Annotated in this window: 23 protein-coding genes and 1 tRNA gene; 14 read left to right on the top strand and 10 right to left on the bottom strand. The window is 44.5% G+C overall.

Annotated features, from left to right (window positions below; translation table 11 throughout):
• Nucleotides 1-173: 173 nt before the first annotated feature.
• Together R7P72_RS21500 and R7P72_RS21505 are read right to left on the bottom strand one after the other, a co-directional pair.
• On the bottom strand, nucleotides 174-557 hold the full coding sequence (locus R7P72_RS21500) for a hypothetical protein (RefSeq protein WP_005384085.1): 384 nt from the start codon (nucleotides 555-557) through the stop codon (nucleotides 174-176).
• A gap of 151 nt (nucleotides 558-708) precedes the next feature.
• Nucleotides 709-1581, bottom strand: a complete 873-nt coding sequence (locus R7P72_RS21505) for a TraB/GumN family protein (RefSeq protein ID WP_005382001.1) — start codon at nucleotides 1579-1581, stop codon at nucleotides 709-711.
• Between the two features lie 494 nt (nucleotides 1582-2075).
• Between R7P72_RS21505 and R7P72_RS21510 the strand changes: the two genes are divergently transcribed.
• Nucleotides 2076-4727, top strand: a complete 2652-nt coding sequence (locus tag R7P72_RS21510) for a beta-N-acetylhexosaminidase (RefSeq protein ID WP_213907456.1) — start codon at nucleotides 2076-2078, stop codon at nucleotides 4725-4727.
• A 439-nt stretch (nucleotides 4728-5166) separates the two neighbouring features.
• Nucleotides 5167-5859, top strand: coding sequence for an oligogalacturonate-specific porin KdgM family protein (locus tag R7P72_RS21515; protein WP_005382004.1), 693 nt, complete (start codon nucleotides 5167-5169; stop codon nucleotides 5857-5859).
• Between the two features lie 65 nt (nucleotides 5860-5924).
• On the opposite strand, the gene R7P72_RS21520 is transcribed toward R7P72_RS21515, so the two are convergent.
• Entirely contained in the window at nucleotides 5925-6374 is a 450-nt protein-coding gene (locus tag R7P72_RS21520) for a DUF411 domain-containing protein (RefSeq protein WP_005382005.1), read from the bottom strand.
• 21 nt (nucleotides 6375-6395) lie between these two features.
• A complete protein-coding gene (locus R7P72_RS21525; protein WP_213907455.1) occupies nucleotides 6396-9092 on the bottom strand; it encodes a heavy metal translocating P-type ATPase in 2697 nt (898 codons plus the stop codon).
• 478 nt (nucleotides 9093-9570) lie between these two features.
• On the opposite strand from R7P72_RS21525, the gene chiP reads away from it, so the two are divergent.
• The 4 genes from chiP (at nucleotide 9571) to R7P72_RS21545 (ending at nucleotide 14620) form a co-directional block, all read left to right on the top strand.
• Entirely contained in the window at nucleotides 9571-10692 is a 1122-nt protein-coding gene (chiP, locus tag R7P72_RS21530) for a chitoporin (protein ID WP_005382007.1), read from the top strand.
• A gap of 123 nt (nucleotides 10693-10815) precedes the next feature.
• Nucleotides 10816-11412, top strand: a complete 597-nt coding sequence (locus tag R7P72_RS21535; RefSeq protein ID WP_005382008.1) for a DUF2057 domain-containing protein — start codon at nucleotides 10816-10818, stop codon at nucleotides 11410-11412.
• Nucleotides 11413-11589: 177 nt separating this feature from the next.
• Complete coding sequence (gene gltX / locus R7P72_RS21540) at nucleotides 11590-13017, top strand: glutamate--tRNA ligase (RefSeq protein WP_238972138.1); 1428 nt, start codon at nucleotides 11590-11592, stop codon at nucleotides 13015-13017.
• A 640-nt stretch (nucleotides 13018-13657) separates the two neighbouring features.
• A complete protein-coding gene (locus tag R7P72_RS21545; protein ID WP_285437741.1) occupies nucleotides 13658-14620 on the top strand; it encodes an OmpA family protein in 963 nt (320 codons plus the stop codon).
• 114 nt (nucleotides 14621-14734) lie between these two features.
• On the opposite strand, the gene R7P72_RS21550 is transcribed toward R7P72_RS21545, so the two are convergent.
• The 3 genes from R7P72_RS21550 to R7P72_RS21560 all read right to left on the bottom strand — a co-directional run bounded on the left by R7P72_RS21550 (nucleotide 14735) and on the right by R7P72_RS21560 (nucleotide 16907).
• Nucleotides 14735-15241: a hypothetical protein gene (locus R7P72_RS21550; protein ID WP_005382011.1), complete on the bottom strand. Its 507-nt coding sequence runs from the start codon at nucleotides 15239-15241 to the stop codon at nucleotides 14735-14737.
• A gap of 279 nt (nucleotides 15242-15520) precedes the next feature.
• Nucleotides 15521-15597: transfer RNA gene (locus R7P72_RS21555), tRNA-Arg, on the bottom strand.
• Nucleotides 15598-15773: 176 nt separating this feature from the next.
• A complete protein-coding gene (locus R7P72_RS21560; protein ID WP_005382012.1) occupies nucleotides 15774-16907 on the bottom strand; it encodes a flagellar assembly protein FlgT in 1134 nt (377 codons plus the stop codon).
• Nucleotides 16908-17076: 169 nt separating this feature from the next.
• Here R7P72_RS21560 and R7P72_RS21565 point away from each other — a divergent pair, with 169 nt between their 5' ends.
• Both R7P72_RS21565 and flgP read left to right on the top strand, forming a co-directional pair.
• Nucleotides 17077-17715, top strand: coding sequence for a FlgO family outer membrane protein (locus tag R7P72_RS21565; protein ID WP_005382013.1), 639 nt, complete (start codon nucleotides 17077-17079; stop codon nucleotides 17713-17715).
• Nucleotides 17716-17724: 9 nt separating this feature from the next.
• A complete protein-coding gene (gene flgP, locus R7P72_RS21570; RefSeq protein ID WP_005382014.1) occupies nucleotides 17725-18156 on the top strand; it encodes a flagellar assembly lipoprotein FlgP in 432 nt (143 codons plus the stop codon).
• Nucleotides 18157-18258: 102 nt separating this feature from the next.
• Here the strand turns inward: flgP and R7P72_RS21575 are convergent, their stop codons facing one another.
• The 3 genes from R7P72_RS21575 to flgA form a co-directional block, all read right to left on the bottom strand.
• Nucleotides 18259-18684 carry a flagella synthesis protein FlgN gene (locus R7P72_RS21575; RefSeq protein ID WP_005382015.1) on the bottom strand — a complete coding sequence of 142 codons (426 nt, stop codon included), beginning with the start codon at nucleotides 18682-18684 and terminating at the stop codon, nucleotides 18259-18261.
• Nucleotides 18685-18711: 27 nt separating this feature from the next.
• Nucleotides 18712-19026: a flagellar biosynthesis anti-sigma factor FlgM gene (flgM, locus tag R7P72_RS21580; protein ID WP_005382018.1), complete on the bottom strand. Its 315-nt coding sequence runs from the start codon at nucleotides 19024-19026 to the stop codon at nucleotides 18712-18714.
• A gap of 116 nt (nucleotides 19027-19142) precedes the next feature.
• Entirely contained in the window at nucleotides 19143-19889 is a 747-nt protein-coding gene (flgA, locus tag R7P72_RS21585) for a flagellar basal body P-ring formation chaperone FlgA (RefSeq protein WP_005382020.1), read from the bottom strand.
• Nucleotides 19890-19965: 76 nt separating this feature from the next.
• Here flgA and R7P72_RS21590 point away from each other — a divergent pair, with 76 nt between their 5' ends.
• The 6 genes from R7P72_RS21590 (at nucleotide 19966) to flgE (ending at nucleotide 24921) form a co-directional block, all read left to right on the top strand.
• Nucleotides 19966-20892, top strand: a complete 927-nt coding sequence (locus tag R7P72_RS21590) for a chemotaxis protein CheV (protein ID WP_005382022.1) — start codon at nucleotides 19966-19968, stop codon at nucleotides 20890-20892.
• 11 nt (nucleotides 20893-20903) lie between these two features.
• Entirely contained in the window at nucleotides 20904-21731 is an 828-nt protein-coding gene (locus tag R7P72_RS21595; RefSeq protein ID WP_005382024.1) for a CheR family methyltransferase, read from the top strand.
• A gap of 303 nt (nucleotides 21732-22034) precedes the next feature.
• Entirely contained in the window at nucleotides 22035-22430 is a 396-nt protein-coding gene (gene flgB, locus R7P72_RS21600) for a flagellar basal body rod protein FlgB (RefSeq protein ID WP_005382026.1), read from the top strand.
• 5 nt (nucleotides 22431-22435) lie between these two features.
• Nucleotides 22436-22849 carry a flagellar basal body rod protein FlgC gene (gene flgC, locus R7P72_RS21605; RefSeq protein ID WP_005393132.1) on the top strand — a complete coding sequence of 138 codons (414 nt, stop codon included), beginning with the start codon at nucleotides 22436-22438 and terminating at the stop codon, nucleotides 22847-22849.
• Nucleotides 22850-22866: 17 nt separating this feature from the next.
• On the top strand, nucleotides 22867-23577 hold the full coding sequence (gene flgD, locus R7P72_RS21610) for a flagellar hook assembly protein FlgD (protein ID WP_005382029.1): 711 nt from the start codon (nucleotides 22867-22869) through the stop codon (nucleotides 23575-23577).
• 30 nt (nucleotides 23578-23607) lie between these two features.
• Entirely contained in the window at nucleotides 23608-24921 is a 1314-nt protein-coding gene (gene flgE, locus R7P72_RS21615) for a flagellar hook protein FlgE (RefSeq protein ID WP_005382030.1), read from the top strand.
• The last annotated feature ends 159 nt before the right edge of the window (nucleotides 24922-25080 follow it).

The following is a 25080-nucleotide window of genomic DNA, read 5'->3' on the forward strand; positions in this document are numbered from 1 at the left end:
CTGCTCAATGAGCAGGCTTTCGTCGTTTTTAGTGCTAGTAATTTTAGACTTCAATAGTATCGAACCAAATGGGGTTCGCCTGAAGTTAGAATATGGCTCTTCATCGACACATATTGAGAGGAAGGCTCTACAGAAATGTAGGGCCTTTTCATTTTTTAGAGCGAGTAAATTTATTACTTGATGTCACACGAGATAGTATTGATAGGAGTTTCAGAAGTAGTGAAACAGACATAAGCGGTCTTTGGGTGATTTGGCCCAATCTTGACGTAACCCGCTTTTAAATCGTCTTCATCAAACGTTACTGAGTGAGATTTGCTTGTATTTCCATCATAGTAAACCGCTTCAAAGCCTTGGTTCATCATATGTGCAACGCGATTTCTAGTGTGGGCTGTTGAAAACGTGATGTTCGCGCAACGCATCATTGGTTTTTCGGTAATAAGAAATTGACCACTCTCTTTATCTAAAACACCGCCTTTTACTTCCGGAGTTATATCAATAGCTTGAAAAGCTTCTACGTTGCATGGCGGTTTAGCATAAGACAGCGAAGAAGTGAGCATAATTCCAATCGTGTATAGGAATAAATATTTAAATTTCATATGAGTTGTTTTGTATCCACTTAGCTTAACGGCGTTTTATAAGAAAGTTTGAATGAATTTTAAATGGTTGTATTTAAATAATTGTATTTAAATGGCATTTTTCAAACAATCACTAGATATCACAATTTGCTTGGCGCGTCTTACCCAGTGGTTTGATGTTAAATCCCCGATTTTTAAGCAGTTCAATCAGGTTATCTTTACCTACTAAATGCAAGCCACCAACAACAACGGTGTAACGACCCGATTGCTGAGGTAGAACACTGCCAGTGTCGAGTTTTTTAGCCCAATCTCGATTACGCTCGTATAAAAAGGCTTGGTTAAACTCTTCTGTTGTATGATCGGTCAAAGAGGCTTCGACCAACATGCTACCATCACCACTCTTCCAACTCTCTATCAAGCATTGAACCAACTCTTCTCCGCCATCATATTCTTCAATTGATGAGAGAAGTATCTCTTTACCGCCTTCTGATTGACCTGCGATTAAATCGATTTGGAATTGCACGGACTCCAGTGGAATGACCGGGATTTGCTTTTTATCAGCGAGTCCTATTAAGTGCATGTCGACCCCTTTATCAGAGACATACCCCAGTTTGTTGACTAAAGCGAGTTGGATGGTGAATGCTGCCATCCAAGGTGGGGAATTTAGGAGTTGAGTTTCTGGCAAACCTAAATCTTGGGCAATTTCAATTAAGTGGCGACGTTGAGCTCTGTCTAAAACATCTTTAGAAAGAATGGTTGTTTGTGGGTAAACCAAGCCTTCAGAATTCCTGACGTCTGCTTCAATAATCAACCCTGCGCTTTGGCTTAAATGCTGGATGACCGTTCTAGGGAGTGGGTACATCGTTTTATCCCCCACATGTACCGAGCCAATAATCATAAGTTCGGTTTCCCCTTTTTTCGCTAACCAATGCTGTGGCTCTGCATAAGAGGAAAAAGGAGTCAAAGTAACAAGTAGAGATGATATGAGCGTCAAGAGACGAAACATAGAATGGTCCTCAGATAAGATACCTTTAAACTTTATACGCAAAATAGCGTGAGGTTAAGTGCAATTTCTCCAGTGGGGTATTCGACAAAATCGTCATTTCTAAAAATATTGACGAGTTTTGACGACGAATAAATGAGAGTCACTTCACGAAAGGTAAATAGGTAATTCGCTTACTAATGGTTCACAAAATAATTAGGCGTGATCCAAATCTTACAAAATCAGTCGTAACTCATGAATATAAGTGACCTAGATCGCAGCAAACTCGTCAAAACAAGTTGTTCGATTTTGACGTGTATTGTAACTCCATGAAAATTAGGTTTTTATTGTTTTTGCTGAGTGTCATTTTTTGAGCTGGATCACTTCCTATTTCTATTTATTTTACGCTTAGAAATAACAGGTTGTATGTTGAATGTAACGGTTAGGTACCTCGCATTTGAGGGGCCGAGATTTTTATCATTGTCGTTTTGAACCACTGACTTTTTTGGGGAAGTAAGATGTTTAAACCTAGTCTGATTGCTGTTTCTGTTATCACTACATTAGCAGGTTGCTCTGCGCTGCAAAGCTCTGAACAACAAGTTGTAAATTCGTTGGCTAATAATCTTGATATTCAATACCAAGTGTTGACTAACCACGGTGCAAACGAAGGTCTTGCTTGTCAGGACTTAGGGGCTGAGTGGGCGTCTTGTAACAAGGTAAACATGACGCTGGTTAACCAAGGTGAAGCGGTTGACTCAAAAGATTGGGCTATTTACTTCCATAGCATTCGTCTGATTCTGGATGTTGAAAACGAACAGTTTAAAATCTCTCGCGTAACGGGTGATCTACACAAACTAGAACCAACAGATAAGTTTGATGGTTTTGCTGCGGGTGAAGAGGTTGTGCTTCCTCTTGTTGCTGAATACTGGCAGTTATTTGAAACTGACTTCATGCCAGGCGCTTTCGTTGCTGCACCAAATGCAGAGCCTAAGATGATCGCTTCTCTTAACACAGAAGACGTTGCATCTTTCGTGACTGGCCTTGAGGGTAACAACCTAAAACGTACGCCAGATGACAACAACGTATTTGCGAGCGCTGTGTCTCGTTTCGAGAAGAACGAAGATCTAGCAAAACAAGACGTATCAACCACGTTACTACCAACGCCAATGTCTGTTGAAGCAGGTAAAGGTACGGTAGATATCGCGGCGGGTATTGCGCTGCCTAAAGACGCATTCGATGCGGCTCAATACGCAGCAATTCAAGGTCGTGCAGAAGTGGTAGGTGTGGATGTTCGTGGTGATCTTCCTGTAAGCATCACTGTTGTTCCTGCAGACTTCACCGGTGAATTGGCAAAATCTGGTGCTTACGAAATGAGCATCAAAGGCGACGGTATTGCGATTAAAGCGTTTGACCAAGCAGGTGCTTTCTACGCAGTACAATCTATCTTTGGCCTGGTAGATAGCCAAAATGCTGATTCTCTACCACAACTGTCTATTAAAGATGCGCCGCGTTTTGATTACCGTGGTGTGATGGTGGACGTGGCTCGTAACTTCCACTCTAAAGACGCGATTCTTGCAACGCTTGACCAAATGGCCGCGTACAAGATGAACAAACTACACCTTCACCTAACGGATGATGAAGGCTGGCGTTTAGAAATCCCGGGTCTGCCTGAGCTGACTGAAGTGGGTGCTAACCGTTGTTTCGATTTGGAAGAGAAAAGCTGTTTACTGCCTCAGCTTGGCTCAGGTGCAACGACAGACAACTTTGGTTCTGGCTTCTTCAGCAAAGCAGACTACGTGGACATCTTGAAGTACGCGAAAGCGCGTAACATCGAAGTGATTCCTGAAATCGATATGCCAGCACACGCTCGTGCAGCAGTGGTATCAATGGAAGCACGTTACGACCGTCTAATGGAAGAAGGTAAAGAAGCAGAAGCGAACGAGTACCGCCTGATGGATCCTCAAGATACATCGAACGTAACGACGGTTCAGTTCTACAATAAGCAAAGCTTCATCAACCCATGTATGGAATCTTCAACTCGCTTTGTTGATAAAGTGATTTCAGAAGTAGCAGCAATGCACCAAGAAGCGGGCACGCCGCTAACAACATGGCACTTTGGTGGTGACGAAGCGAAGAACATCAAGCTAGGCGCTGGTCTGCAAGACATCAACGCAGAAGACAAAGTAAGCTGGAAGGGTAACATTGATTTGTCTAAGCAAGACAAGCCATTCGCACAGTCACCACAATGTCAGACGCTAATTGCAGACGGTACGGTAAGCGATTTTGCTCATCTACCAAGCCACTTTGCAGAAGAAGTGTCGAAGATGGTGGCAGAGAAAGGCATTCCAAACTTCCAAGCTTGGCAAGATGGCCTTAAGTACAGTGAAGGTGAGAAAGCGTTCGCAACAGAAAACACACGTGTTAACTTCTGGGACGTTCTTTACTGGGGTGGCACATCATCAGTGTACGAATGGTCTAAGAAAGGTTACGACGTTATCGTTTCTAACCCAGACTACGTATACATGGACATGCCGTACGAAGTTGACCCGAAAGAGCGTGGTTACTACTGGGCGACGCGTGCAACAGATACTCGTAAGATGTTTGGTTTTGCACCAGAGAACATGCCTCAGAACGCAGAAACCTCTGTAGACCGCGATGGTAACGGCTTCACTGGTAAAGGTGAAATCAAAGCGAAACCTTTCTATGGTCTATCAGCACAGCTGTGGTCTGAGACAGTACGTAACGACGAGCAATACGAGTACATGGTATTCCCTCGCGTACTGGCAGCCGCTGAACGTGCATGGCACCGCGCTGATTGGGAAAACGACTACAAAGTGGGTGTTGAATACTCGCAAAACTCTAATCTAGTAAACAAAGCTGCGCTAAACCAAGACTACAACCGCTTTGCGAACGTACTTGGCCAACGCGAACTGGCTAAGCTAGAAAAATCAGGTATCGACTACCGCCTACCTGTACCAGGCGCGAAAGTTGAAGAGGGTAAACTGGCAATGAACGTTCAGTTCCCAGGTGTGAAGCTTCAATACTCTCTAGACGGCAAGAACTGGCTAACTTACGCAGATAATGCTCGTCCAAATGTGAAAGGTGAAGTGTTTATCCGTTCTGTGTCAGCAACCGGTGAGAAAGCAAGTCGAGTGACCAGCGTGAAATAACTCGATTCTTGTAAGTTAATTTTTTGGCAAAGCCTCAACATCATGTTGGGGCTTTCTTTATTTTTTGAGGAAATTAAGCGTGATCGATGTCTAATTATTTTTCATTGATAAATAAGTTTTTGGTTGTAATGGTCAAGGTTATTGTGAACTGGATCGACTTAATCTGCTAAATATCAATAAACAACCTGTTTATGATCACACTTCTATTTTTTGAATAATTTTATAAAAATACGATAAGTGCCTGTATTTCCCATGTTTTTATCAGGGTTGTTGAGCTTCGGTTTGAACAAGATCACTTTTTAAAATGTTTTATTTTCCATCGCGAATTAATTAAAACAATATTGCGAACGCCAAGGAGGCACATTCCAAAGTTTGCGATAAAAGGGAAGAGATGCCCTCTAAAACTATCGCATAACGTGAATAAATAAAGGCAGTAATTATGAAAAACATTTTTGCACTGAGTGCTCTTTCTCTCGCTTTCGCTTCTAGCGCTTTTGCTGGTTCTTCTTACGTAACAGGTAATGTTCAATTCCACGATGATGGTCGAATTCATGGTTCGGACGTTACGTCTACACTGGAAGCTGGTCATACTTTTGATAACCAATTCGGCGGCTTTACGGTTTACACCGAATTTGATGGTATTCAGTTGGGTAAACTGGAAACAGAAAACGGTGGCGCAGGTAACACAACACCAGCAATCACTGTGGGTGGTGAGCAGTCATTTAATATTACCGATCATTTATGGGTTGCCGCGGGTTATCAACACCTGTTCTCTGCTGGCGAGAATGTACAGTACCGTCCATTGGTTAAGATCGGTTACAACTTCGATAACGGCATCTCCTTAAGTAACCGTACTCGTGCGCACATTGATGCGACAGACGCAGATGCGGATACAGATTACCGCATGGACAACCGCATCGGTTACGTGATGAATGAGGATGTGACGCTAAGCTACAACAACGTCTACATGATTGAAGCGGAAACCATGGACCACGAGCTTCGTGCAACGTGGACTCGTAAAGGTGTTCAACCTTACTTTGAGTTCCGTAGTCAAGCACACGGTGCAGAAAACGCGAGTGGTGACAGCCTAGTGAATAACGCTTTTGTATTTGGTGCCTCTTACGGCTTCTAATTTTATATTTGTCTTAACTGTCCATTAAGAAAAAGCCCAGCGGTTTATCTCGCTGGGCTTTGTTTTTATTGGTCGTTGCCTTCGTGGTGGCTATATTCGAACACTTGGCCTTTTTCGTTAAAGGCGTAAACGGTGTAGCTGTCTTTTTTGTCGCCATATTCCATACCAGGGGAGCCCATTGGCATGCCCGGTACTGATAAGCCTTTTGCGTTACGTGGTGGATTTTTCAAAAACGCTTTAATGTCTTCGGCTGGAATGTGACCTTCAAACAGATAGCCGTTGATCTCTGCCGTGTGGCAAGAGTAAAGCTGTTCATTCTTGATGCCTAGATCGCGTTTGATGGCGTTCATATCATCGTGCAATTTTTCTTCGACCGTAAAGCCGTTCTCTTCCATGTGTTTTGTCCATTCTCCACAACAGCCACAGTATGGTGATTTATGGTTAATGACATCGGCTGCCAATACGTTGGCGGACACGGTCGCAAGCATTGCAAAGGTCAATAGTTTCAACTTCATAATACCCTCAAAAAGAAGTGGTTATTTTACTGAAAACAGTCGTAGTCGATTTGCATTACTAACGACAGTAATTGAAGACAGTGCCATTGCCGCTCCTGCGACAACAGGACTGAGCAAAAAGCCAAACGCTGGATAAAGCACACCAGCGGCAACTGGAATACCCAACGAGTTGTAAACAAAGGCACCAAATAGGTTTTGCTTCATGTTCTTAAGTGTAGCGCGAGAGAGTTCAATCGCATGTACTACCGCCATTGGTGACGTGTTCAGGATGGTCATTTGCGAACTTTCAATGGCGACATCACTGCCGCTACCCATAGCAATACCGAGGTTGGATAACGCGAGAGCAGGGGCGTCGTTAATGCCATCCCCCACCATTGCCACGACATGTCCTTGAGATTGAAGTTGCTCAATGTGCTGAGCTTTCTCATCTGGCATTACTTGGGCAATCACTTCATCAATACCAAGTTCTTGGCCGATAGCATTGGCAACGTGTTGGTTATCGCCCGTCAGCATTACCGTTTTGATGCCTTGCGATTTTAATGCAGAGAGCGCTTGTTTCGCATCTGATTTGATCGGGTCGGCAATGGCGATCAGACCGATCAGTTCGCCGTTCAATGCCACAGCTACCGGAGTCCACGCATTTTTTGCGCATTCATCGATGGCAGGTTTTAGTGCGCTAGTCTCGACGTTCTCTGCTTGCATAAATTGAAGCGAACCAATGAGCAGCGGTTTATCTTGATACGTCGCCAAAATGCCGCGCCCGCGAACGTTCTCAAACTTGTCTAATGAGACGTCTTTTGCGTCGTGTCGTTTGGCGTAATCACATACCGCTTTTGCCAGTGGGTGCTCAGACTGACGCTCTGCCGCATACGCTAAAGCCAATAGATCTTCTTGGCTGGTGGCGTGAGTAAACACTTGCTGAACGCTAGGTTTACCTTGGGTAAGCGTGCCAGTTTTGTCGAACACAACCGTGTCGACTTTGCTTGCCAATTGCAGGGCGTCGGCGTCTTTGATCAGAATGCCGAGCTCTGCGGCTTTACCCACTCCCACCGTGACAGAAAGTGGGGTTGCTAAGCCTAGAGCGCAAGGGCATGCGATGATCAGGACGGTTGTGGTGACCACCAGCATATAACTCGCTTTTGGCTCTGGGCCAACGGCAAACCAAACGAGCGCGGCCAGTATTGCTATGCCAACAACGACAGGGACAAACACCGATGAAATCTGGTCTGCCAGTTTCGCGATGGCTGGCTTACTGCTTTGCGCTGTGCGCACCATGCGGATGATACGAGCCAGCATGGTATTTGCGCCAATGCCCGTTGCCTCAATGACTAATCCACCATCGGTATTTAATGTCCCAGCAGACACTTGAGCCTCTTGCGCTTTTAACACTGGTACTGGTTCACCAGTGAGCATCGACTCATCAATGTATGATTCACCTTGAATCACAACACCATCAACAGGCACTTTCTCGCCTGGTTTGATACGCAGTTTCATGCCTAGCGTGATTTGCTCAACCGCGATTTGTTGATCGCCTTGTTCCGTAATTACCGTAGCTTGCTGAGGTTGCAGGTTAATCAACGCTTGTAAGGAACGTGTTGTGTTTGCTTTGGCTTTTGCTTCTATATAGTGACCAAGAGAAATTAAGCCGATGATCATTGCACTCGCTTCAAAGTACACGTGGCGTGAAGCAAGAGGGAACCAGTCTGGGAAAATCACCACAAGCATCGAATAGAACCACGCTGCGCCAGTACCGAGCGCGACTAACGTGTCCATGGTGGCTCGCTTGTGAGTAGCCGCTAACCAAGCGTTACTGAAGAAGTGTTTCCCTGCTGTGGCAAGAAGGAGTAAACATACGATACCGATCGCGCCCCAAGCTAATTGGTCGTTGGTGTTGCGAATCATCATATTGCCGCCAGCAACGCCCCAAATCATTAAAGGGGTACCGACGACAAGGCCAGCAATAGCATCCAGCTTAAAGCATTTTTGTTGCTGACGTTGTTGCTGTGCTTGCTTTTCTTGCTGGGTTGCGGCGTCTTGTAGGATCTCTGCTTGGTAACCGGCTTGTTTTACCGATTCAACAATTGCGTTAAGGAGGTCATCAGAGTCTTGGCTTGCGAATACTAGTGCGCTTTGTTCTGCGAGGTTGACCTGTGCTTTCTCAACGCCTTCTACGTTAGTAAGTGCTTTCTCTACTGAAGAGACGCAACTCGCACACGTCATGCCTTGAATCAGCATTTGCAATTGAACACTCGCTGGTGGCACCTGCGTATCTTTAATATTGCTTTGCTTTTCTACCTGTTCGGTCTCTGGTGAGCTTTCGTTCTCTACTTCAACAGAATCAAGGTTGGCGGTATAGCCGAGTGTTGCTATTAAGTCGATCACTTGTTGCTCGGAGAGGAGGGTACGAATCTCTAAGTGCGTTGTTGAAGCCTCAAAAGAAATAACGTCTTGATTAGATTCTAATAAAGATGAAAGTTTTTTGACGCAGCCGCCACAGCTTAAGCCTGAAAGGTTTAGTTCGTAGTGATTTCCTGCTTGGTAACCAAGAGATTCAATCGACGAGACGAGCTCTTTAAGAGAAGACTCGGTTTTGACCTCTACTTGCGTCGGGGACAAGTTGAGGATCTCCACATCGTGATTCGCATGTAAAGCATTCTCAACTTTTCTCGCACAGCCCATGCAGTTGAGCCCTGATAAAGGTATAACTAACTGATACATAATCTGCACCTCAATAGTAGTGATGCTATGAGCTTAAACCTTCCTGCAAGGGTAAGGTCAATACCCATTTGCTACTCACAACAATTTCGTCAAAATCTCTCGAATCCCACAAGTGCACGGTCATTTTACTTGCGAGTGATCTCAAGGTTTTTTCTCTTTGAATATAAAGTTCCGTTAAAACACCTAAAAGATGAATGAAGTCGCTCACGTTTTTTAGATACTCTCAATGTCAGTTCAGTGTTAAAACGTACTTTTAACGTTTTTTATTTTTTATATTTGATGTTAAATGATTGTTTTTTATTGATTTATTTTATTTTTGATCTTCTCATTTTGAAGTCGCTCAGATTGCTGTAGGGAAAGTTTTTTAGTGCGAAAAAAGTTTGTCATATTTGCCCCGTCCAAACACTGTTTCAAGTTCCTGCCATGTCCTAGTTAGTGAATTTGAAAATGGAAAAAACTAAAAATATAGGGGTTTATAATGTCTTACCTAAAGAAAAGCCTACTTGCCACGGCAATTACCGGCATGATGTTCAGTGGTGCTGCATTTGCTGATGGTGCAAACAGTGACGCAGCAAAAGAGTTTCTAACCAAAGATTCATTTTCTTATGAAGTTTACGGAATCATCGCGATGCAGGCCGCGTACCGCGATTACGATTCTGGCAGCAAAGCAACGGACGATGACTTGGGTGGCATGCAGCTAAACAACGAATCTCGTATCGGTTTCCGTGGTAAAAAACAATTTGCTAACTTCGACCCTACTTTTATTTGGCAAATCGAAGGCGGTTATGTAGACCCTAGCTTTGGTGGCGAGGGCGCAGGTCTTGGTGAACGTGACACATTCGTCGGTTTTGAAAGTGCATCTTGGGGGCAAATTCGCCTGGGTCGCGTTTTGACACCTATGTACGAATTGGTTGACTGGCCAGCATCTAACCCTGGCCTGGGCGATGTATACGACTGGGGTGGTGCTATTGGTGGCGCCAAGTACCAAGACCGTCAATCAAACACTATCCGCTGGGATTCTCCAATGTTTGCTGACAAATTTTCCCTAGATATCGCAGCTGGTGCAGGTGATAAAGCAGGTCTAGGTGAAGGGGATGACTACTGGGGTGGTATCGCAGCACACTACAAAATTGGTCCTATCCAGTTAGATGCGGCATATGAAGGTAACCGTAATATCAAGATGGAAAGCCAAACGTGGGAAAACAACACGTACTTGGTAGGGGCACAAGGCTGGTTTGATAACGGTATTTCTTTCTTCGCGCAATACAAATATATGGAAGCGGACGCAAGCAATGGTGTGAGTGAAAAGCAAGATGCAATGTCTGCCGCTATCATGTACACCACGGGTGATTGGCAATACAAACTGGCTTACGCCGCTAACTTTGATCTCGAGCGTGATGGTAAGAAAATTAACGATACAGCGGACGATGTGTTATCAGCACAAGTTATGTATTTCGTAGACCCATCGGCAGTGCTGTACGTACGTGCTCGTACTCTAGACTTTGGCGACGGTGCGTCTCAATTAGATAAACCAACAGAAGCACGTTGGAAGTCTGCTGACTACGACGAGTTCTCTGTAGGTGTTGAATACTACTTCTAACTAAAGAAGCAGCTAAAAGGGCGGAAACGCCCTTTTTATCTTGATACTTATTCAAATAAGCCTTTGAAATGACTGGCCTGTAAATTTTAGAGGCTTATCTAAATTGGTATAAAGTGAGAAACCATGATGAAAAAAACAACGACACTTCTCGGACTTTGCGCAATGCTTTCGGCGCCAGCTTTTGCTGCTCAACTCACTCTGCAATCTGAATTAGTTCCTCGCGTTCTCAACGGCGAGTTCGTCTACCCTGAGTGGATATCCAAGAACAACAGCATCGAGTTAAAGGATGGGGAAAACCAATTGGCGGTAACGGTTGGACAAATCGTATTTGAAGATGGAAAGCGCCGTAAATTCGATTCGCAGCCGCTGGTATTAGAGTTTGATGCAGAAAAAGACACCGAGCTTTCTCTGACTTATCAAACATTCCGTACTATTGAAGAGGCGAGAGCCTTCGAACTCGATCCTAAAGTGGTATTGAAAGACAAAAACGGAAAAGAAGTGGCATTCTCTATGGTTCAACTTCGTAAAGGTGGTTTGCAAGGTTTTCGTGATTATGAACGAGAAGTTGCCGACTATAATAACGCAATGAATAAAGAATCGACTAAGGCAAGCATTGCGTCTTCTCCAGCGGAAACCAAAACAATCAAAGCATCGTTTAATGAATTGAGCCGTGAAGAGCAGCAAGAATTTATGCAATGGGCAATGCGTAACCTGAAGTAATTTCGTCTCGTGCTTTAACAGTAAATAGCAGGGCTGTGCCTTTTTGGTTCTGCCCTGTTTTTATTTCTGTTGTCAAACCGATTGTAGAATTGACTTACGGTGGTAAAATGTCGCCACTTTTATCCTTGACATTACAACGAGAGATCTCTCGTTGCTCATTACCCCTAAGGAACTCAAATGACGGTTAAAACTCGTTTTGCTCCTAGCCCAACTGGCTATCTACACGTTGGTGGTGCGCGTACTGCACTTTACTCTTGGCTATACGCTAAAAACCAAGGTGGTGAATTCGTTCTACGTATCGAAGATACAGACCTTGAGCGTAACTCTCAGGAAGCGGTTGATGCAATTCTTGAAGGCATGGAATGGCTAGGCTTGGAGTGGGATGAAGGTCCTTACTACCAAACTCAACGTTTTGACCGTTACAACGAAATGGTTGATAAGCTTCTTGCTGAAGACAAAGCTTACAAATGTTACGCGTCTAAAGAGCTGCTAGATGAAATCCGTGCAGAGCAAGAAGCAAATAAAGAAATGCCTCGCTACGATGCTAACCATCCAAAAATCAAAGCAGCAAACGAAGCGGCAAAAGATGGCGATCCATGTGTTATCCGTTTCCGTAACCCGAAAGAAGGCAGCGTAGTATTTGATGATCAAATCCGTGGTCGCATTGAAATCCGCAACGATCAAATGGATGACCTAATCATTCGTCGTACAGACGGTGCACCTACTTACAACTTCTGTGTAGTAGTGGATGACTGGGACATGGGTATCACTCACGTTGTTCGTGGCGAAGACCACATCAACAACACGCCTCGTCAAATCAACATCTACGAAGCACTAGGTGCGCCAGTACCTACATTTGCACACTGTGCAATGATCCTGGGTGATGACGGCGCGAAACTGTCTAAACGTCACGGCGCTGTATCAGTCATGCAATACCGCGATATGGGCTACCTGCCTGCGGCACTAAACAACTACCTAGTGCGCCTTGGTTGGTCTCATGGGGACCAAGAAATCTTCTCTCAAGAAGAGATGATCAATCTATTTAGCCTAAACGCAGTATCTAAGTCAGCGTCTGCTTTTAACACTGACAAACTGCAATGGTTGAACAACCACTACATCAAGAACTCAGATCCTGCGTACGTTGCTGAGCATCTACAATGGCATCTAGACCAACAAAAACTAGACGTAACGAATGGTCCTGCTATTACTGACGTGATCAAGCTGGTGGGTGAGCGTTGCAACACACTAGTTGAGCTAGCTGAGCAAATCCGTTACTTCTATGAAGATTTCTCTGAGTTTGAAGCGGGCGCAGCGAAGAAACACCTGCGTGGCGTGGCTAAAGAGCCTCTAGAACTTGCATTAGCGAAAGTGGAAGCACTAACTGAATGGACGACAGCGAACATCAAAGATGGCGTTATCGCAGCAGTATGTGAAGAGTTGGAAATCGGCATGGGCAAAATCGGTATGCCATTACGTGTTGCTGTAACAGGCGGGGGTCAGTCTCCTTCTGTCGATGCAGTAATGGAGCTGGTTGGAAAAGAGCGTTGTATTGCTCGCATTAAGATGGCGCTTGAGTTCATTGCTGAGCGTGAAGCAAACGCATAATTGCTTTGAACTGAACGTTCTTTTGAATAAATAGTCACAAAGCCGCGGTGAGCAACCGCGGCTTTTTTGTATCTTCAATTTAGATAACGAGAAACTTTCTCTCATATTGGTGAATGAAGAGATGGTTTCACCTGTAATTTACCTCAATATGGATAAGATTTTTTAATCCAAATATCGTTGGCATGAATAAAAAATGAGCGATTACATATCAAATATCTGATTGATTTTTATCCATGTTCCTTAAAGTTCCATTTTATTTGTCTCATTTTTAAGAAAAATCTTTGCTTTAGCTATGTTGTTCCAAAAATTAAAGCAAACGTTTGCGTCGTGGTTGCGTGGGGATTTTTTTGCTTAAGATCACATGTTGTCGAGATTTTTGATGACAATAAATTGACAGAATTGGGATTTTTCTCGCGATTTCTTAGCGTTATAGTTCATCCCGTCAGCGATACCGAGATGGCGATATGTATCTCTGAACAGGAAATGTACGTAAGTTGCTTCCATAAAAAAAATGCATGTGCATAAAAAGAAGCTGACTAAGTATCTCACTCAAGGAATGAATAAAAAGAATTGAAATACAACGTCAGTCAGACGGCGCATTTCGGCATCTAACAAAAGAACTTCTTTAGAGGAATCAATAATGAAAAAATTAGCAGCGGTAATTTCAGCGTCTCTACTTATGGCTTCAGCAGCACAAGCAGAAGTATACGTTGGTGGTAAGATGGGTAAGTCATGGATGGAAGACGCGTGTGTAGCGGGCCAGGCTTGTGACAAAGACGATTCTACTCTTGGCGCTTTTGTTGGTTACGAAATGAATAAATACTTCGCAGTAGAAGCGGGTTTCGACAACATCGGTGATTTTAACCAAACTTCTTTCGGTGGCCACGTAGAAGCAATCACTCTTGCTCCTAAATTTAGCCTACCAATCACTGAAGACATCGCACTTTACGGTAAAGTGGGTGGCGCTTACGTAATGTTTGATGGCAAAGATGATTACTCTTACCTAGGCGCAGCTGGTCTTGAATTCAACCTAAGCCAAAACGTAACAGCTCGTGCGGAATACCAAACACTGACTGACATCAGCAACGATGTAACTCGTGCGACAGGTAACACTGCAACACTAGGTGTTTCTTTCAAATTCGGCGGCAACGATGAGCCAGTAATCGTAGAAGAGCCAGTTGTTGTTGAAGAAGTGGTTGTAGAAGAAGTGGTAGAAGAGCCAGTTGTAGTTACGAAAACATTCGAAACTCAAACAATTGGCACAGGTAGCTTCGATCTAAACAGCACAACTCTAAAACCAGAGAGCGCTGCAAAACTTGATAACCTAGTTGCTTTCCTAAACGAGCACCCACAAGCGAACGTTGAAGTTGTAGGTTACACAGATACGTCTGGTCCAGCAGCTTACAACCTAAAGGTTTCTGAAAAACGTGCTGAGTCTGTTGCTAACGCACTCGTTGAAAAAGGTATTGATTCATCACGTATCCAAGCTCGTGGCGAAGGTGAAAATAACCCAATCGCTTCAAACGACACTCGTGAAGGTCGTCAACAAAACCGTCGCGTAGAAGTCGTTGTTCCAAAATTTGAATACCAAGTTCAGCAATAAGCTCCTATTCGACCGTAGTATAGAAGACTGAAGCTGAAAGCCCCAAAGAGTTCGCTCTTTGGGGCTTTTTATTTCTCTTTAAAAACTGACTGAAATGTTCAAAGTGGCTAGGTATTACTTAAGATCAATGCTGTTTAAACGCCCCATGAATGTCAGGATCTCCAAGTTATCTTTATGTGCTTCTAACAACGCTTTTTTGGTTTGCATGTAGGCGGCAAGTTTGCCGTACTTACTAATAGAGCGAACCACCGTTTTATATTTATACTCACCGTCATCATTGAACTCTCGCCACTTGGCGATGTAACACGTATCTCGGTTGTCAGGGTTTTCAAGAGTAGGGTTAGGCTTGTGAACGATTTTAGGCTCAACGCTATGTGGAAGCCTAGTCATTAGGTAAGGGTCTTTCAAAAGACGTCGCCAGAATTTGCCCCACATTTGCCGGCCTAACTCGTTTCTCAGCTTAATGGCTTTTTGTAAGCCTTTCTTTTCTCCAATACGAACAAATCCTACCGAGCGGTGTAGTACCGTATCCTCGGGGGTATGGATATGTATCTTAAAGGCTGTCTTGCCTTTAGAAATAAAGCGGTGTCCAGTGTTAGTTATTAAATTGCTCTTAGACATAGTGCTAACTAATAATTTTATTAATAGCTAAAAGGGTAAGCAAAACTCATAGATAATTAAAGTAATAAAATACAAAACTGTAAATAGGGCTTGTTGAAATGATTTCAAGGGGAAGAAGTCAGATCAGTAGAAGGCTTTATCCCGTAACCGAAACACCCGATCCGATCATATTGATTACTGGGAAGATTATCTAACACGGTGTACTAGGGGGAGCAGTGCGAGGCTTGAAATTGAAGATACAAAAAAGCCTTAGCTCAAGTGGGAGCTAAGGCTATGATATGGCGCCCCCAGTAGGATTCGAACCTACGACCTGTCCCTTAGGAGGGGACTGCGCTATCCAGCTGTGCCATGGGGGCGTAATACCAATAGTTGCAGTTCATTGCACTGTTTTACTGAGTTCAAATCTAGCAATCTACTTAGATCTGTATCAGCATCACGTTGAACGATTCGCTACGGTCATTGGTATAATCAAATAAGATGCGCTGCCTATAATATTCAAAAGTGAGCATATCTCAAGACTTAATGTTTGCTTTTATAGGATCTTGTTCATTACGTCGCCAATTTGAACGCTAGACGCTAAATTTGGCTGATCAATCGTCAGTTCCGCTTCGTGTTCGTATATGCGTGATACCGTTAATGTAATTTCGCTTTGCGAGACTTTGTTTCTTGGCAATCCATTTTGGTCGATAAACGACGCGGTGTGCCAAAGCTGCAATTTGTCTCCCTCTTTTACGCCGTGCATACGGCCGAGATCCATCGTTACGGTATTACCGAAGACTGCCACAACCTCTGGCAGTGTAATTTTGCAAGATAGCTCCGACTCCAGATCCAACATAATATTGCGACTAACGCGAAGCATCATCTCGCCATAGGTCGATGCCCAAAAACGTGCACTACGAGTGTCCACTTGACTCGTCTTAGCAAATGGCCAACGCGCGACCTCACGGTAGGCTTTGTTGAAGATTTCATGGCCAGTTTTACCATCAAATACTTTCATTTCTAACGCAAACTGACGATTGATGATGTCATCTTGCAATAGTTGAGATTCGACCGTTGCAGTGAGATCGGTGATGACCCCTCCAATGATGTATTGTGCGCCATTGTCTTGCGCGATCATTTGAGTGCGAGCAGGATAGTTGCTGCTTATTGAGTAGTCCGTTGTACCAACAGACACAAAGCTGCGTGAGGTTTGATCAAGTTGACGGTTCACTACGTGGCTAAAATCGTCACCAACTTGATAAATTTGTCCCATCACTGCTTGTTGTGGTGATGCGACCTCAATATTGCCGACCAGCATTGTCTTTTTGTATTGATCGGTGTGGCAACCCGTTGCCGATGGATAAATATCAACGCGGATTTTTACCTCGACTTTACCGCGACGTTTGCGTTCAGATTCGACCAAAATGTAACGGACTTCATGATTGGTAAACTGGTATTCGTTGCGGCTTTCTTCTAACAGCGGCATCAAGTTGCTAATACTGCCAATATCTGCGCCCGAAAAATTGACGGCTTTGAACAGCGCGTCTTCCAACGCATGGAGCCTTGCCGTCTCTTCTGAAGAAACGATGGTGGCAACGCCTGTGACTTCATACCAAGATGCCATTACCTTAAAAGGCACAAGCATCACTAAAGTGATTGAAAACAGACTGTTTAATATTTTTTTCATTGGTTACAACCGTTCGGGTATAAATATTGCTTTAACAAATTCAGTGAAGTTTGGTGGGTTTTTCTTCGTTAGGCAAACAAAGAAAAGCAAAGACTGTTCCAATATTCACTTTCTTGGAAAGGAATTAATAAAGAACGGTATCACCTAAGATTATCTGGAGAATCAAACCATGAAAAAGTGGCTTGTCGCCGCATCGATGATGACGCTTCTGACATCGTGCGCGTACTCACCGATTTACAATGGTAAAGAACCGTACTCGGGAAGCCAGTTCATGCTGATGGATAGTCCGCGTCATACGATGGACTTTTTCATTGAGAGCATGACAGAAGACCTGATGGTTTCTAATGTGGCAGTATCAGCGCGGACACCGATTGCGATTACCTCGTTTGTTGATCTACAAAATATGGATGCAACAAACTGGTTAGGTAACTCGGTCTCTGAAGGTTTTATCCATCAGTTTCAGCGCCGAGGGTTTAAAGTGGTTGATTTCAAAACTACGGGCTCTATTCAAGTGACGCAGCAGGGCGATTTTGCTTTAAGTCGTGATTGGCAAGATTTAGCTCAAGAGCAGCAAATTCAGTATGTACTGACCGGAACAATGCTGCGCCAAGAGGGCGGAGTGCTTGTCAATGCACGCGTGGTTGGCATGCAAAGCCGTGTAGTTGTAGCGACAGCGCAAGGTTTCCTTCCGGCTGACCGTATTGGGCGTGACTTAGATACGTTAAATAGCATCCGCACACAAGATGGTGTGTTGATTCGTTCTGACCCTACTATTCGTCAGCCGTACACTGTGATTCTCCGTCCATAGGATAGAAGCATGAAGAAGTTATTATTTATTGTTGCCACACTGATATTGGTTGGGTGTCAGCCATTACAACAGATGCGTCAAGATGAAATCTTAGTGGCGGTGGGTTATGCCAGCGTCAGTGAGCAAACAGGCCGCACAGTTGAAGAAAAGCGTGTACGAGCAATGCGCGCATCAAAAATTGATGCTTATCGTGAGCTAGCAGAGCAAGTTTATGGCATGCGTGTTAGTGGACGTGCAGAGCTGCAAGACCAGCGTTTGGGTATTGAAAGCACCACTGGTGCCGTCGATGGTGTAATTCGTGGTGCAGAAGTTGTGCGTAGTTATCTTGTTGAAGACAGTTATGTGACTGAGCTGCGCCTGGATATCCGTAAGATGGATAAGCTACGTGATTATGGAGAAGTTCAGCAGGTGCCTGAGAAGCGTCAGCAAACCTTGTTTTAAACCATTTCACTAGACAGATAATCTTTTTGAGCGGCTGATTGGTAACAATGAGTCGCTTTTTTATATCTACGTGAGCGCGGGAATTGAGGGTAAGAGTGACGTTTAAGCTTTTATATTGGTGCCAAGCGTCGAGATGGTGTGGGTTTTTCCGCCCGCATTGTAGGTCATGCCAACTTTGCCATGAGTTCGCTGAAGCATGTTGTTGAGTTTATTGAAGCTCAGCTGTGCGCGACTAAGCGATTCGCCATTTACTTGGTTAACTTGTTGACAGTCGAGGACGATCGATTGGATCTGAGCAACAACCTGACTTAGGTGCTCATCTTCAGTAAGTTGATTGACGTGCGGGTGAGAGGCGATTCGCTGATCAGTTGTTCTGAGCTGATCAATGAGCGTCATCTTCTGTTTGGCAATGTTCTCAATCTCGGTAGAGACACGCGCCGTGATTGCTTGTGTTTCTTGGCGTAAAACAGCGGAAAGTGCCTTAGCATTTTCTAGCTGGAAATTAACGAGATCGACTAATGCTGCCATAAAACACTTACCTTCGGCCTAAGCCAGTTAGCTTTTGCCTTGCAATTCGTTTTCAAACTTAATCATGTTGTCAGCCAATTTTTCAGGATCGACTTTGTATGAACCGTTTGTGATAGCTTCTTTGATTGCTGCAACTTTGGCGCTGTCATATGCCGGAGAAGCTGCCATATCCTTCTGGAGTTTACTGACGGCTTTACTTTGCTGGCTGAGTGATACTGCGTCTTGTTGCGCTGGCGCCTTTTTTGATTCTGTCGTGCTGGTAGCATTGGAATCGTTACGTGCAGGTGCGCGACTTGTTGTCGTCATCATTTGCCCTGAACGTATATTATCTATACCTGCCATGTTTAACCTTTGCCTTGTATCGTAATACTGGTATCCAGACTATCGACCAGCGCAAAAATAACTTTAGTCATTTTTTGCATTTTTATTGATCAGTTTAAACACGCTACCAGTGGGTATTAAAAATTAACAGTGATTTCCGCAATGTCAGTCACTATGCCTTCTATTATACGTTGTGACTTATCATTTTTCACTCTTACTTGATCGCCAGCTGAACCATCCTGCAATGCTGTGCCTTGCGTTGTGATCGTCATGCCAGAATTCACCGCTTTGATAATGACCTTTTCATTTCGGCATACCACACAAACATCATTTCTCTCTACGACATCGCCTAAACGAACATTACGCTTTAGCTTTGCCCCAACCACTTGATCGTAGCTAGAAAATCCATCTTTACGAAAGCGCTGTAGCTCGATCATGGAAGTGGTAACATCCGATGCGCTGACGATTTCTCCTCTCCCTAGTGTTCGTGTAGCGACGATCATTGGTACTGATACCGAGATCCTCACAGGGACATAGACTTTCCAGTCATCCGGTTGGCATTCCACTAACACATTGATGTTACTTCTCGTGCTGCTGGTGGAAGAGGCAGATGTATCTAACGGAACAGGGCAATCCGTTGCTTTTATTCTCGAGTCGATCTCTGCCGCATTAACAGATAGCTCGCCACCATCAGGCTGATCAACCGTAGCAAGAATATGTTGTTCTGCTGCTGTTTTTATTTGCTCGATCTGATTATCTGAAGCTGAATGAACAAAAAAGCTAAACATACTGAGCAAAATGCCGATAGACTTAGCGTACTTTGTAATTAGCGCTCTACATATTGTCATAGTCAATGGTGTCGAAGTGAAAGTGAAATACGCCATACTGTCTCCCTGGTATCGTGCTTGCCAGTGGTAGAGTATCATTTAAAAACAAAAAGTTTGAGATGGAGATGAGCATATGACGGGGATTCTTGACTCGGTGAATCAGCGTACGCAACTCGTCGGTCAGAACCGATTGGAATTATTGACCTTTCGACTGATGGGCCGACAGCGCTACGGCATTAACGTATTCAAAGTGAAAGAAGTACTACAGTGCCCTAAGCTGACTTCAATGCCAAATCTACACCCTCTGGTTAAAGGTATCGCTCATATCCGCGGCCATACCGTGTCCGTTATTGATTTGAGCCTGGCAATTGGTGGCCGCCCAACCACTGATTTAGATAAATGTTTTGTTGTTATTGCAGAATTTAACCGTACGATCCAAGCATTTTTGGTATCATCGGTTGAGCGTATTATCAATATGCATTGGGAAGCGATTTTGCCACCGCCAGACGGCGCAGGTAAAGCGCACTACTTGACTGCCGTGACAAACATTGACAATGAGCTGGTTGAAATCCTTGACGTTGAAAAAATCCTGGCAGAAATTGCGCCAGTTGATGAAACGATGGATTCCGCTATTGGCGAAGAAATCGCACAAGCAGAACAAGAAAAGCCTATTGTACGCCGCATACTGATTGCTGATGACTCGACGGTCGCGCGTAAACAGGTAGAGCGTGCGATTACATCCATCGGTTTTGAGGTCGTATCTGTCAAAGACGGCAAAGAAGCGTACAATAAGTTGATTGAAATGGCTCAAGAAGGCAATATCTACGATCAAATTTCGTTGGTTATTTCCGATATTGAAATGCCAGAAATGGACGGCTATACCTTAACGGCTGAAATTCGCAGACATGCCGATTTGAAAGACCTTTATGTTATCCTCCATTCTTCATTAAGTGGTGTATTCAACCAAGCTATGGTTGAGCGTGTAGGTGCCAACACCTTCATTGCGAAATTTAACCCAGATGAGTTGGGTAACGCGGTTAAATCTGCATTAACACAATAAAAGAGACATTAATGACTGCTATTACAATCAGTGATCAAGAGTATCGTGACTTTAGCCGTTTTCTAGAATCGCAATGTGGCATCGTGTTAGGTGATAGCAAGCAATACCTCGTGCGTAGCCGACTGAGTCCTTTAGTGACGAAGTTTAAGCTCGCATCGTTATCAGATTTGCTACGTGATGTTGTTACAGGGCGTAATCGAGAATTACGAGTCGCCGCTGTGGATGCGATGACGACTAACGAAACCTTGTGGTTTCGAGATACTTATCCGTTCACGGTTTTAGCTGACAAATTATTGCCAGAAGTAGCGGCAAGCAAGCGCCCAATTAAGATCTGGTCTGCTGCCAGTTCATCGGGCCAAGAACCGTATTCTATTGCAATGACGATCCTGGAAACGCAACAGCGCAAGCCGGGCTTGTTACCAAACGTGTCCATTACAGCCACAGATATTTCGGCAAGTATGCTCGAGATGTGTCGTGCAGGGGTGTACGACAACTTGGCTTTGGGTCGCGGGCTTTCACCAGAACGTCGTCGCACTTTCTTTGAAAATGCGGACGGTGGTCGCATGAAAGTCAAAGATAACGTCAAGCGTTTGGTGAACTTTCGTCCACAAAACTTGATGGACAGTTACGCACTGATGGGTAAGTTCGACATCATTTTCTGTCGTAACGTATTGATTTACTTTTCTCCAGAAATGAAATCTAAAGTGCTTAACCAAATGGCGAGCAGTTTAAACCCTGGTGGCTACTTGCTGTTAGGGGCATCAGAGTCGCTAACTGGTCTGACTGATAAATTTGAAATGGTGCGCTGTAATCCGGGCATCATTTACAAGCTTAAATAGCGGTATCTCTTCATTGATAGAAAAGCCTGACTTCGTGTCAGGCTTTTTTGTTTGTTACCTTTCTGCGCCGAGCGTTTCATGTATCACTCAATTAGTTGAAGCGCGTTTTTGCCTTGTGCCCTCAACACGGTGTATCTTTATTAAGTGAGCAAAGTGATACGACATGACATTCCAGTTACTTTGGCTCACTTATTGCTATTTCAATTCACGGTAACCACTAGGTTGGTGTAATGCTTTAGGTCTTGGCATGCTAATTGCTTTTTGGTTATCAATCACGGTCAGTTCTTAATTGTAGAGGCAAACATGGCTATATCTTTTGACAATGCACTAGGCATCCACCAGCACACGGTGGGCGTACGTGAGCGCAATGCAGAGGTGATTTCCACCAATATCGCACAAGCAAACACGCCTGGTTACAAAGCAAGAGGTTTAGACTTTGCGAAGGAATTGCAAGCGGCAACATCTGGGGCAAGCATTGGTCTTAGTCGCACAGATGGTCGGCATATTCCTGCCACTACGACGTTGGTTGGGGACAAGTTATATCGTCTTCCTACGCAACCAGATACGGGAGATGGCAACACGGTAGACTTGGATTTAGAGCGTAACTTGTTTATGCAAAACCAAATCAGACACCAAGCATCACTCGACTTTCTAGGCAGCAAATTCAAGAACTTAACCAAAGCAATCAAAGGGGAATAATTTAGATGAGCTTATTTAACGTTTTCAATGTGACAGGTTCCGCAATGAGCGCTGAATCCGTTCGTCTGAATACTACCTCAAGCAACTTGGCGAACGCCGACAGTGTCAGCAGCTCTGCGAAAGACACTTACAAAGCGCGTCATGCAGTGTTTGGTGCAGAGTTAAGTAACGCCATGCGTGGCGGTGATACGGTGCCAGTGAAAGTGATGGGTATTGTAGAAAGTGATAAACCGCTGAGTGCGGAGTACAACCCAGACCATCCCCTTGCAAACGAAGAAGGCTACATTTACAAGCCTAACGTCAATGTAATGGAAGAAATGGCAAACATGATTTCAGCTTCTCGTGCATACCAAACTAATGTACAGGTCGCTGATTCTAGTAAACAAATGCTGCTGCGTACGCTGCAGATGGGTCAATAAGGATAAGGGGGTAGCGTATGGCCGGAATTAACAACGTTGGTCAAAGCGGCTTGTCCTATATCGACCAGCTTAAAAGTCTACAAGAGAGTAACAAGAAAGCGGAAGAGAGCACGGGTAAGCAGGACCTAAAACAGGAAGACTTCTTATCATTGCTCACGAAGCAACTGTCTCAGCAAGACCCTTTTAAGCCGGTAAGTAATGACCAGATGATTGCGCAAATGGCTTCATTTGCGACCGTTGATGGCATTGGCAAGATGAACACTCAGTTTGAGAGTTTGAATTCGTCAATGACATCAAATCAAGCGTTACAAGCTTCCTCTTTGGTAGGGCGTGACGTATTGGTCCCAGGAGCAGCAGGTGTGAAGCAGGACGACGCACCAATGGCGGCAATGGTTAAGCTTTCACAATCTATCGATAATCTGTTTGTTCGTGTAGAGGATGAAGCTGGCCAACTGGTTCGTACCTTTGAGGTAGGGGCGAAACCAGCCGGCGACACGCGTGTGCTTTGGGACGGTAAAGATGAAAGCGGAAATCCACTGCCAGCTGGCAAATACAAAGTGAAAGCGTCTGGCTTAGTTGAAGGGGAGTCGCAAGAGTTCCCAGTATCGACATACGCCAACGTAAACAGCGTATTGCTTGGCAAAGGTGACGGAAACGTATTACTCAATCTGGCTGGTTTTGAATCGCCAGTTCGACTTGCAGAAGTATTGGAAGTCGGCAAAGCGTAGTCATAGCTCGCTAGATTAGGAGATTTTGGAATGTCATATGTATCTTTAAGCGGTTTGTCCGCCGCCCAACTGGATTTGAATACCACCAGTAACAACATTGCGAACGCCAACACTTACGGCTTTAAAGAGTCCCGTGCTGAGTTTGCTGATGTCTACTCTAACTCTTTATTTACTAACGCAAAAACCACACCGGGTGGTGGTGCGCAAGCAAGCCAAGTGGCACAGCAGTTCCATGAAGGCTCTAGCATTTACACCAACAACCCAATGGATTTGCGTGTTTCGGGGACAGGTTTTTTCGCTGTAGCGAAAGAGCGTCTAACTCCACAACAGAATGAACTGACACGTAATGGTGCATTTCACTTAAATAAAGAAAACTACATGGTGACCGCGAACGATGAGTTCTTATTAGGTTACCAAGTGGACCCAAGCTCTGGTGAGGTTTCTTCATACGAGCCACAACCCATCAATATTCCTGCTGAATTTGGTAAGCCAAAACAAACAGCAAACATTGAAGTGGGTGTGAACTTGCCAGCGAACGGCGATTTGAAAGATCCAACGCAGTTTGATTTTTCAGACCCAGATACATACAACCGTTCAACCTCTTCGACAATTTATGACTCGATGGGTCAGTCTTACAAGCTAACGACGTATTACTTGAAAGATCAGACTCAGCCAAATACATGGAACACTTACTACACCGTGACAGATAAAGAAGGTGAAAAGCCTTTAAATGTTGCGGCTGGTGATGCGCAAACGCCAACAGGTCATGTGGGGCATACCATGAAGTTCAACAACGATGGTACGTTGGCGAGCTTGAACAATGGTCAGCCAATCACTTCTGTGGCTCTGGGCGATCCGGCGACGAACACGACACCAGTCGATATGAATGGTGCCGATCCTGCGCAGACGCTTAACTTCGGCTTAGGCTCAGCAACACAGTTTGCGGCTCCGTTCGAACTGACTAAGTTTGACGAAGACGGTGCAACGACGGGCTTCCTAACCAAAGTTGACTTCGATGAAAACGGCAGCGTATTGGGAACTTACTCAAACGGTGAAAACGTTACATTGGGTCGTGTTGCTCTCGTACGTGTTCCAAACGAGCAAGGTCTGGATAAGAAAGGCGGCACTCAATGGGATTCAACGCAGTTCTCTGGTGACAAGATCTGGGGTGAATCAAATAAAGGCTCTTTCGGCACCATCAATAACGGTATGCTGGAACAGTCAAACATTGATATGACGCAGGAGTTGGTGGACCTGATCTCTGCTCAGCGTAACTTCCAAGCAAACTCACGTTCGCTAGAAGTACACAACCAACTACAACAGAATATCTTACAGATCCGCTAGAGCACTAGCTGGGTCATTCGATACTCTGCTTGAGTAAGCAATGGCGTGTGATTGCTTCTTAGTAATTACCGCTTTGTTCATTTTCATCATGACATTCATCTGATGCTTAGCCTGAATACACCTCACTCAGGCTAAGCATGCTTTGATCTACGATTTGCC

This window comes from Vibrio sp. Vb0888, assembly GCF_033338835.1.
Taxonomy (GTDB): Bacteria; Pseudomonadota; Gammaproteobacteria; order Enterobacterales; family Vibrionaceae; genus Vibrio; species Vibrio alginolyticus.

What these genes read in the sequence shown, in the direction of transcription:
- R7P72_RS21595 (WP_005382024.1), top strand. Translation starts at nt 20,904, where the DNA reads ATGACTGCTATTACAATCAGTGATCAAGAGTATCGTGACTTTAGCCGT.
- flgP (WP_005382014.1), top strand. Translation starts at nt 17,725, where the DNA reads ATGAAGAAGTTATTATTTATTGTTGCCACACTGATATTGGTTGGGTGT.
- R7P72_RS21575 (WP_005382015.1), bottom strand. Translation starts at nt 18,684, where the DNA reads ATGGCAGCATTAGTCGATCTCGTTAATTTCCAGCTAGAAAATGCTAAG.
- flgE (WP_005382030.1), top strand. Translation starts at nt 23,608, where the DNA reads ATGTCATATGTATCTTTAAGCGGTTTGTCCGCCGCCCAACTGGATTTG.
- gltX (WP_238972138.1), top strand. Translation starts at nt 11,590, where the DNA reads ATGACGGTTAAAACTCGTTTTGCTCCTAGCCCAACTGGCTATCTACAC.
- flgA (WP_005382020.1), bottom strand. Translation starts at nt 19,889, where the DNA reads ATGGCGTATTTCACTTTCACTTCGACACCATTGACTATGACAATATGT.
- R7P72_RS21500 (WP_005384085.1), bottom strand. Translation starts at nt 557, where the DNA reads ATGCTCACTTCTTCGCTGTCTTATGCTAAACCGCCATGCAACGTAGAA.
- R7P72_RS21535 (WP_005382008.1), top strand. Translation starts at nt 10,816, where the DNA reads ATGATGAAAAAAACAACGACACTTCTCGGACTTTGCGCAATGCTTTCG.
- chiP (WP_005382007.1), top strand. Translation starts at nt 9,571, where the DNA reads ATGTCTTACCTAAAGAAAAGCCTACTTGCCACGGCAATTACCGGCATG.
- R7P72_RS21510 (WP_213907456.1), top strand. Translation starts at nt 2,076, where the DNA reads ATGTTTAAACCTAGTCTGATTGCTGTTTCTGTTATCACTACATTAGCA.
- R7P72_RS21525 (WP_213907455.1), bottom strand. Translation starts at nt 9,092, where the DNA reads ATGTATCAGTTAGTTATACCTTTATCAGGGCTCAACTGCATGGGCTGT.
- R7P72_RS21520 (WP_005382005.1), bottom strand. Translation starts at nt 6,374, where the DNA reads ATGAAGTTGAAACTATTGACCTTTGCAATGCTTGCGACCGTGTCCGCC.
- R7P72_RS21545 (WP_285437741.1), top strand. Translation starts at nt 13,658, where the DNA reads ATGAAAAAATTAGCAGCGGTAATTTCAGCGTCTCTACTTATGGCTTCA.
- R7P72_RS21515 (WP_005382004.1), top strand. Translation starts at nt 5,167, where the DNA reads ATGAAAAACATTTTTGCACTGAGTGCTCTTTCTCTCGCTTTCGCTTCT.
- flgM (WP_005382018.1), bottom strand. Translation starts at nt 19,026, where the DNA reads ATGGCAGGTATAGATAATATACGTTCAGGGCAAATGATGACGACAACA.
- flgB (WP_005382026.1), top strand. Translation starts at nt 22,035, where the DNA reads ATGGCTATATCTTTTGACAATGCACTAGGCATCCACCAGCACACGGTG.
- flgD (WP_005382029.1), top strand. Translation starts at nt 22,867, where the DNA reads ATGGCCGGAATTAACAACGTTGGTCAAAGCGGCTTGTCCTATATCGAC.
- R7P72_RS21550 (WP_005382011.1), bottom strand. Translation starts at nt 15,241, where the DNA reads ATGTCTAAGAGCAATTTAATAACTAACACTGGACACCGCTTTATTTCT.
- R7P72_RS21590 (WP_005382022.1), top strand. Translation starts at nt 19,966, where the DNA reads ATGACGGGGATTCTTGACTCGGTGAATCAGCGTACGCAACTCGTCGGT.
- R7P72_RS21560 (WP_005382012.1), bottom strand. Translation starts at nt 16,907, where the DNA reads ATGAAAAAAATATTAAACAGTCTGTTTTCAATCACTTTAGTGATGCTT.
- flgC (WP_005393132.1), top strand. Translation starts at nt 22,436, where the DNA reads ATGAGCTTATTTAACGTTTTCAATGTGACAGGTTCCGCAATGAGCGCT.
- R7P72_RS21505 (WP_005382001.1), bottom strand. Translation starts at nt 1,581, where the DNA reads ATGTTTCGTCTCTTGACGCTCATATCATCTCTACTTGTTACTTTGACT.
- R7P72_RS21565 (WP_005382013.1), top strand. Translation starts at nt 17,077, where the DNA reads ATGAAAAAGTGGCTTGTCGCCGCATCGATGATGACGCTTCTGACATCG.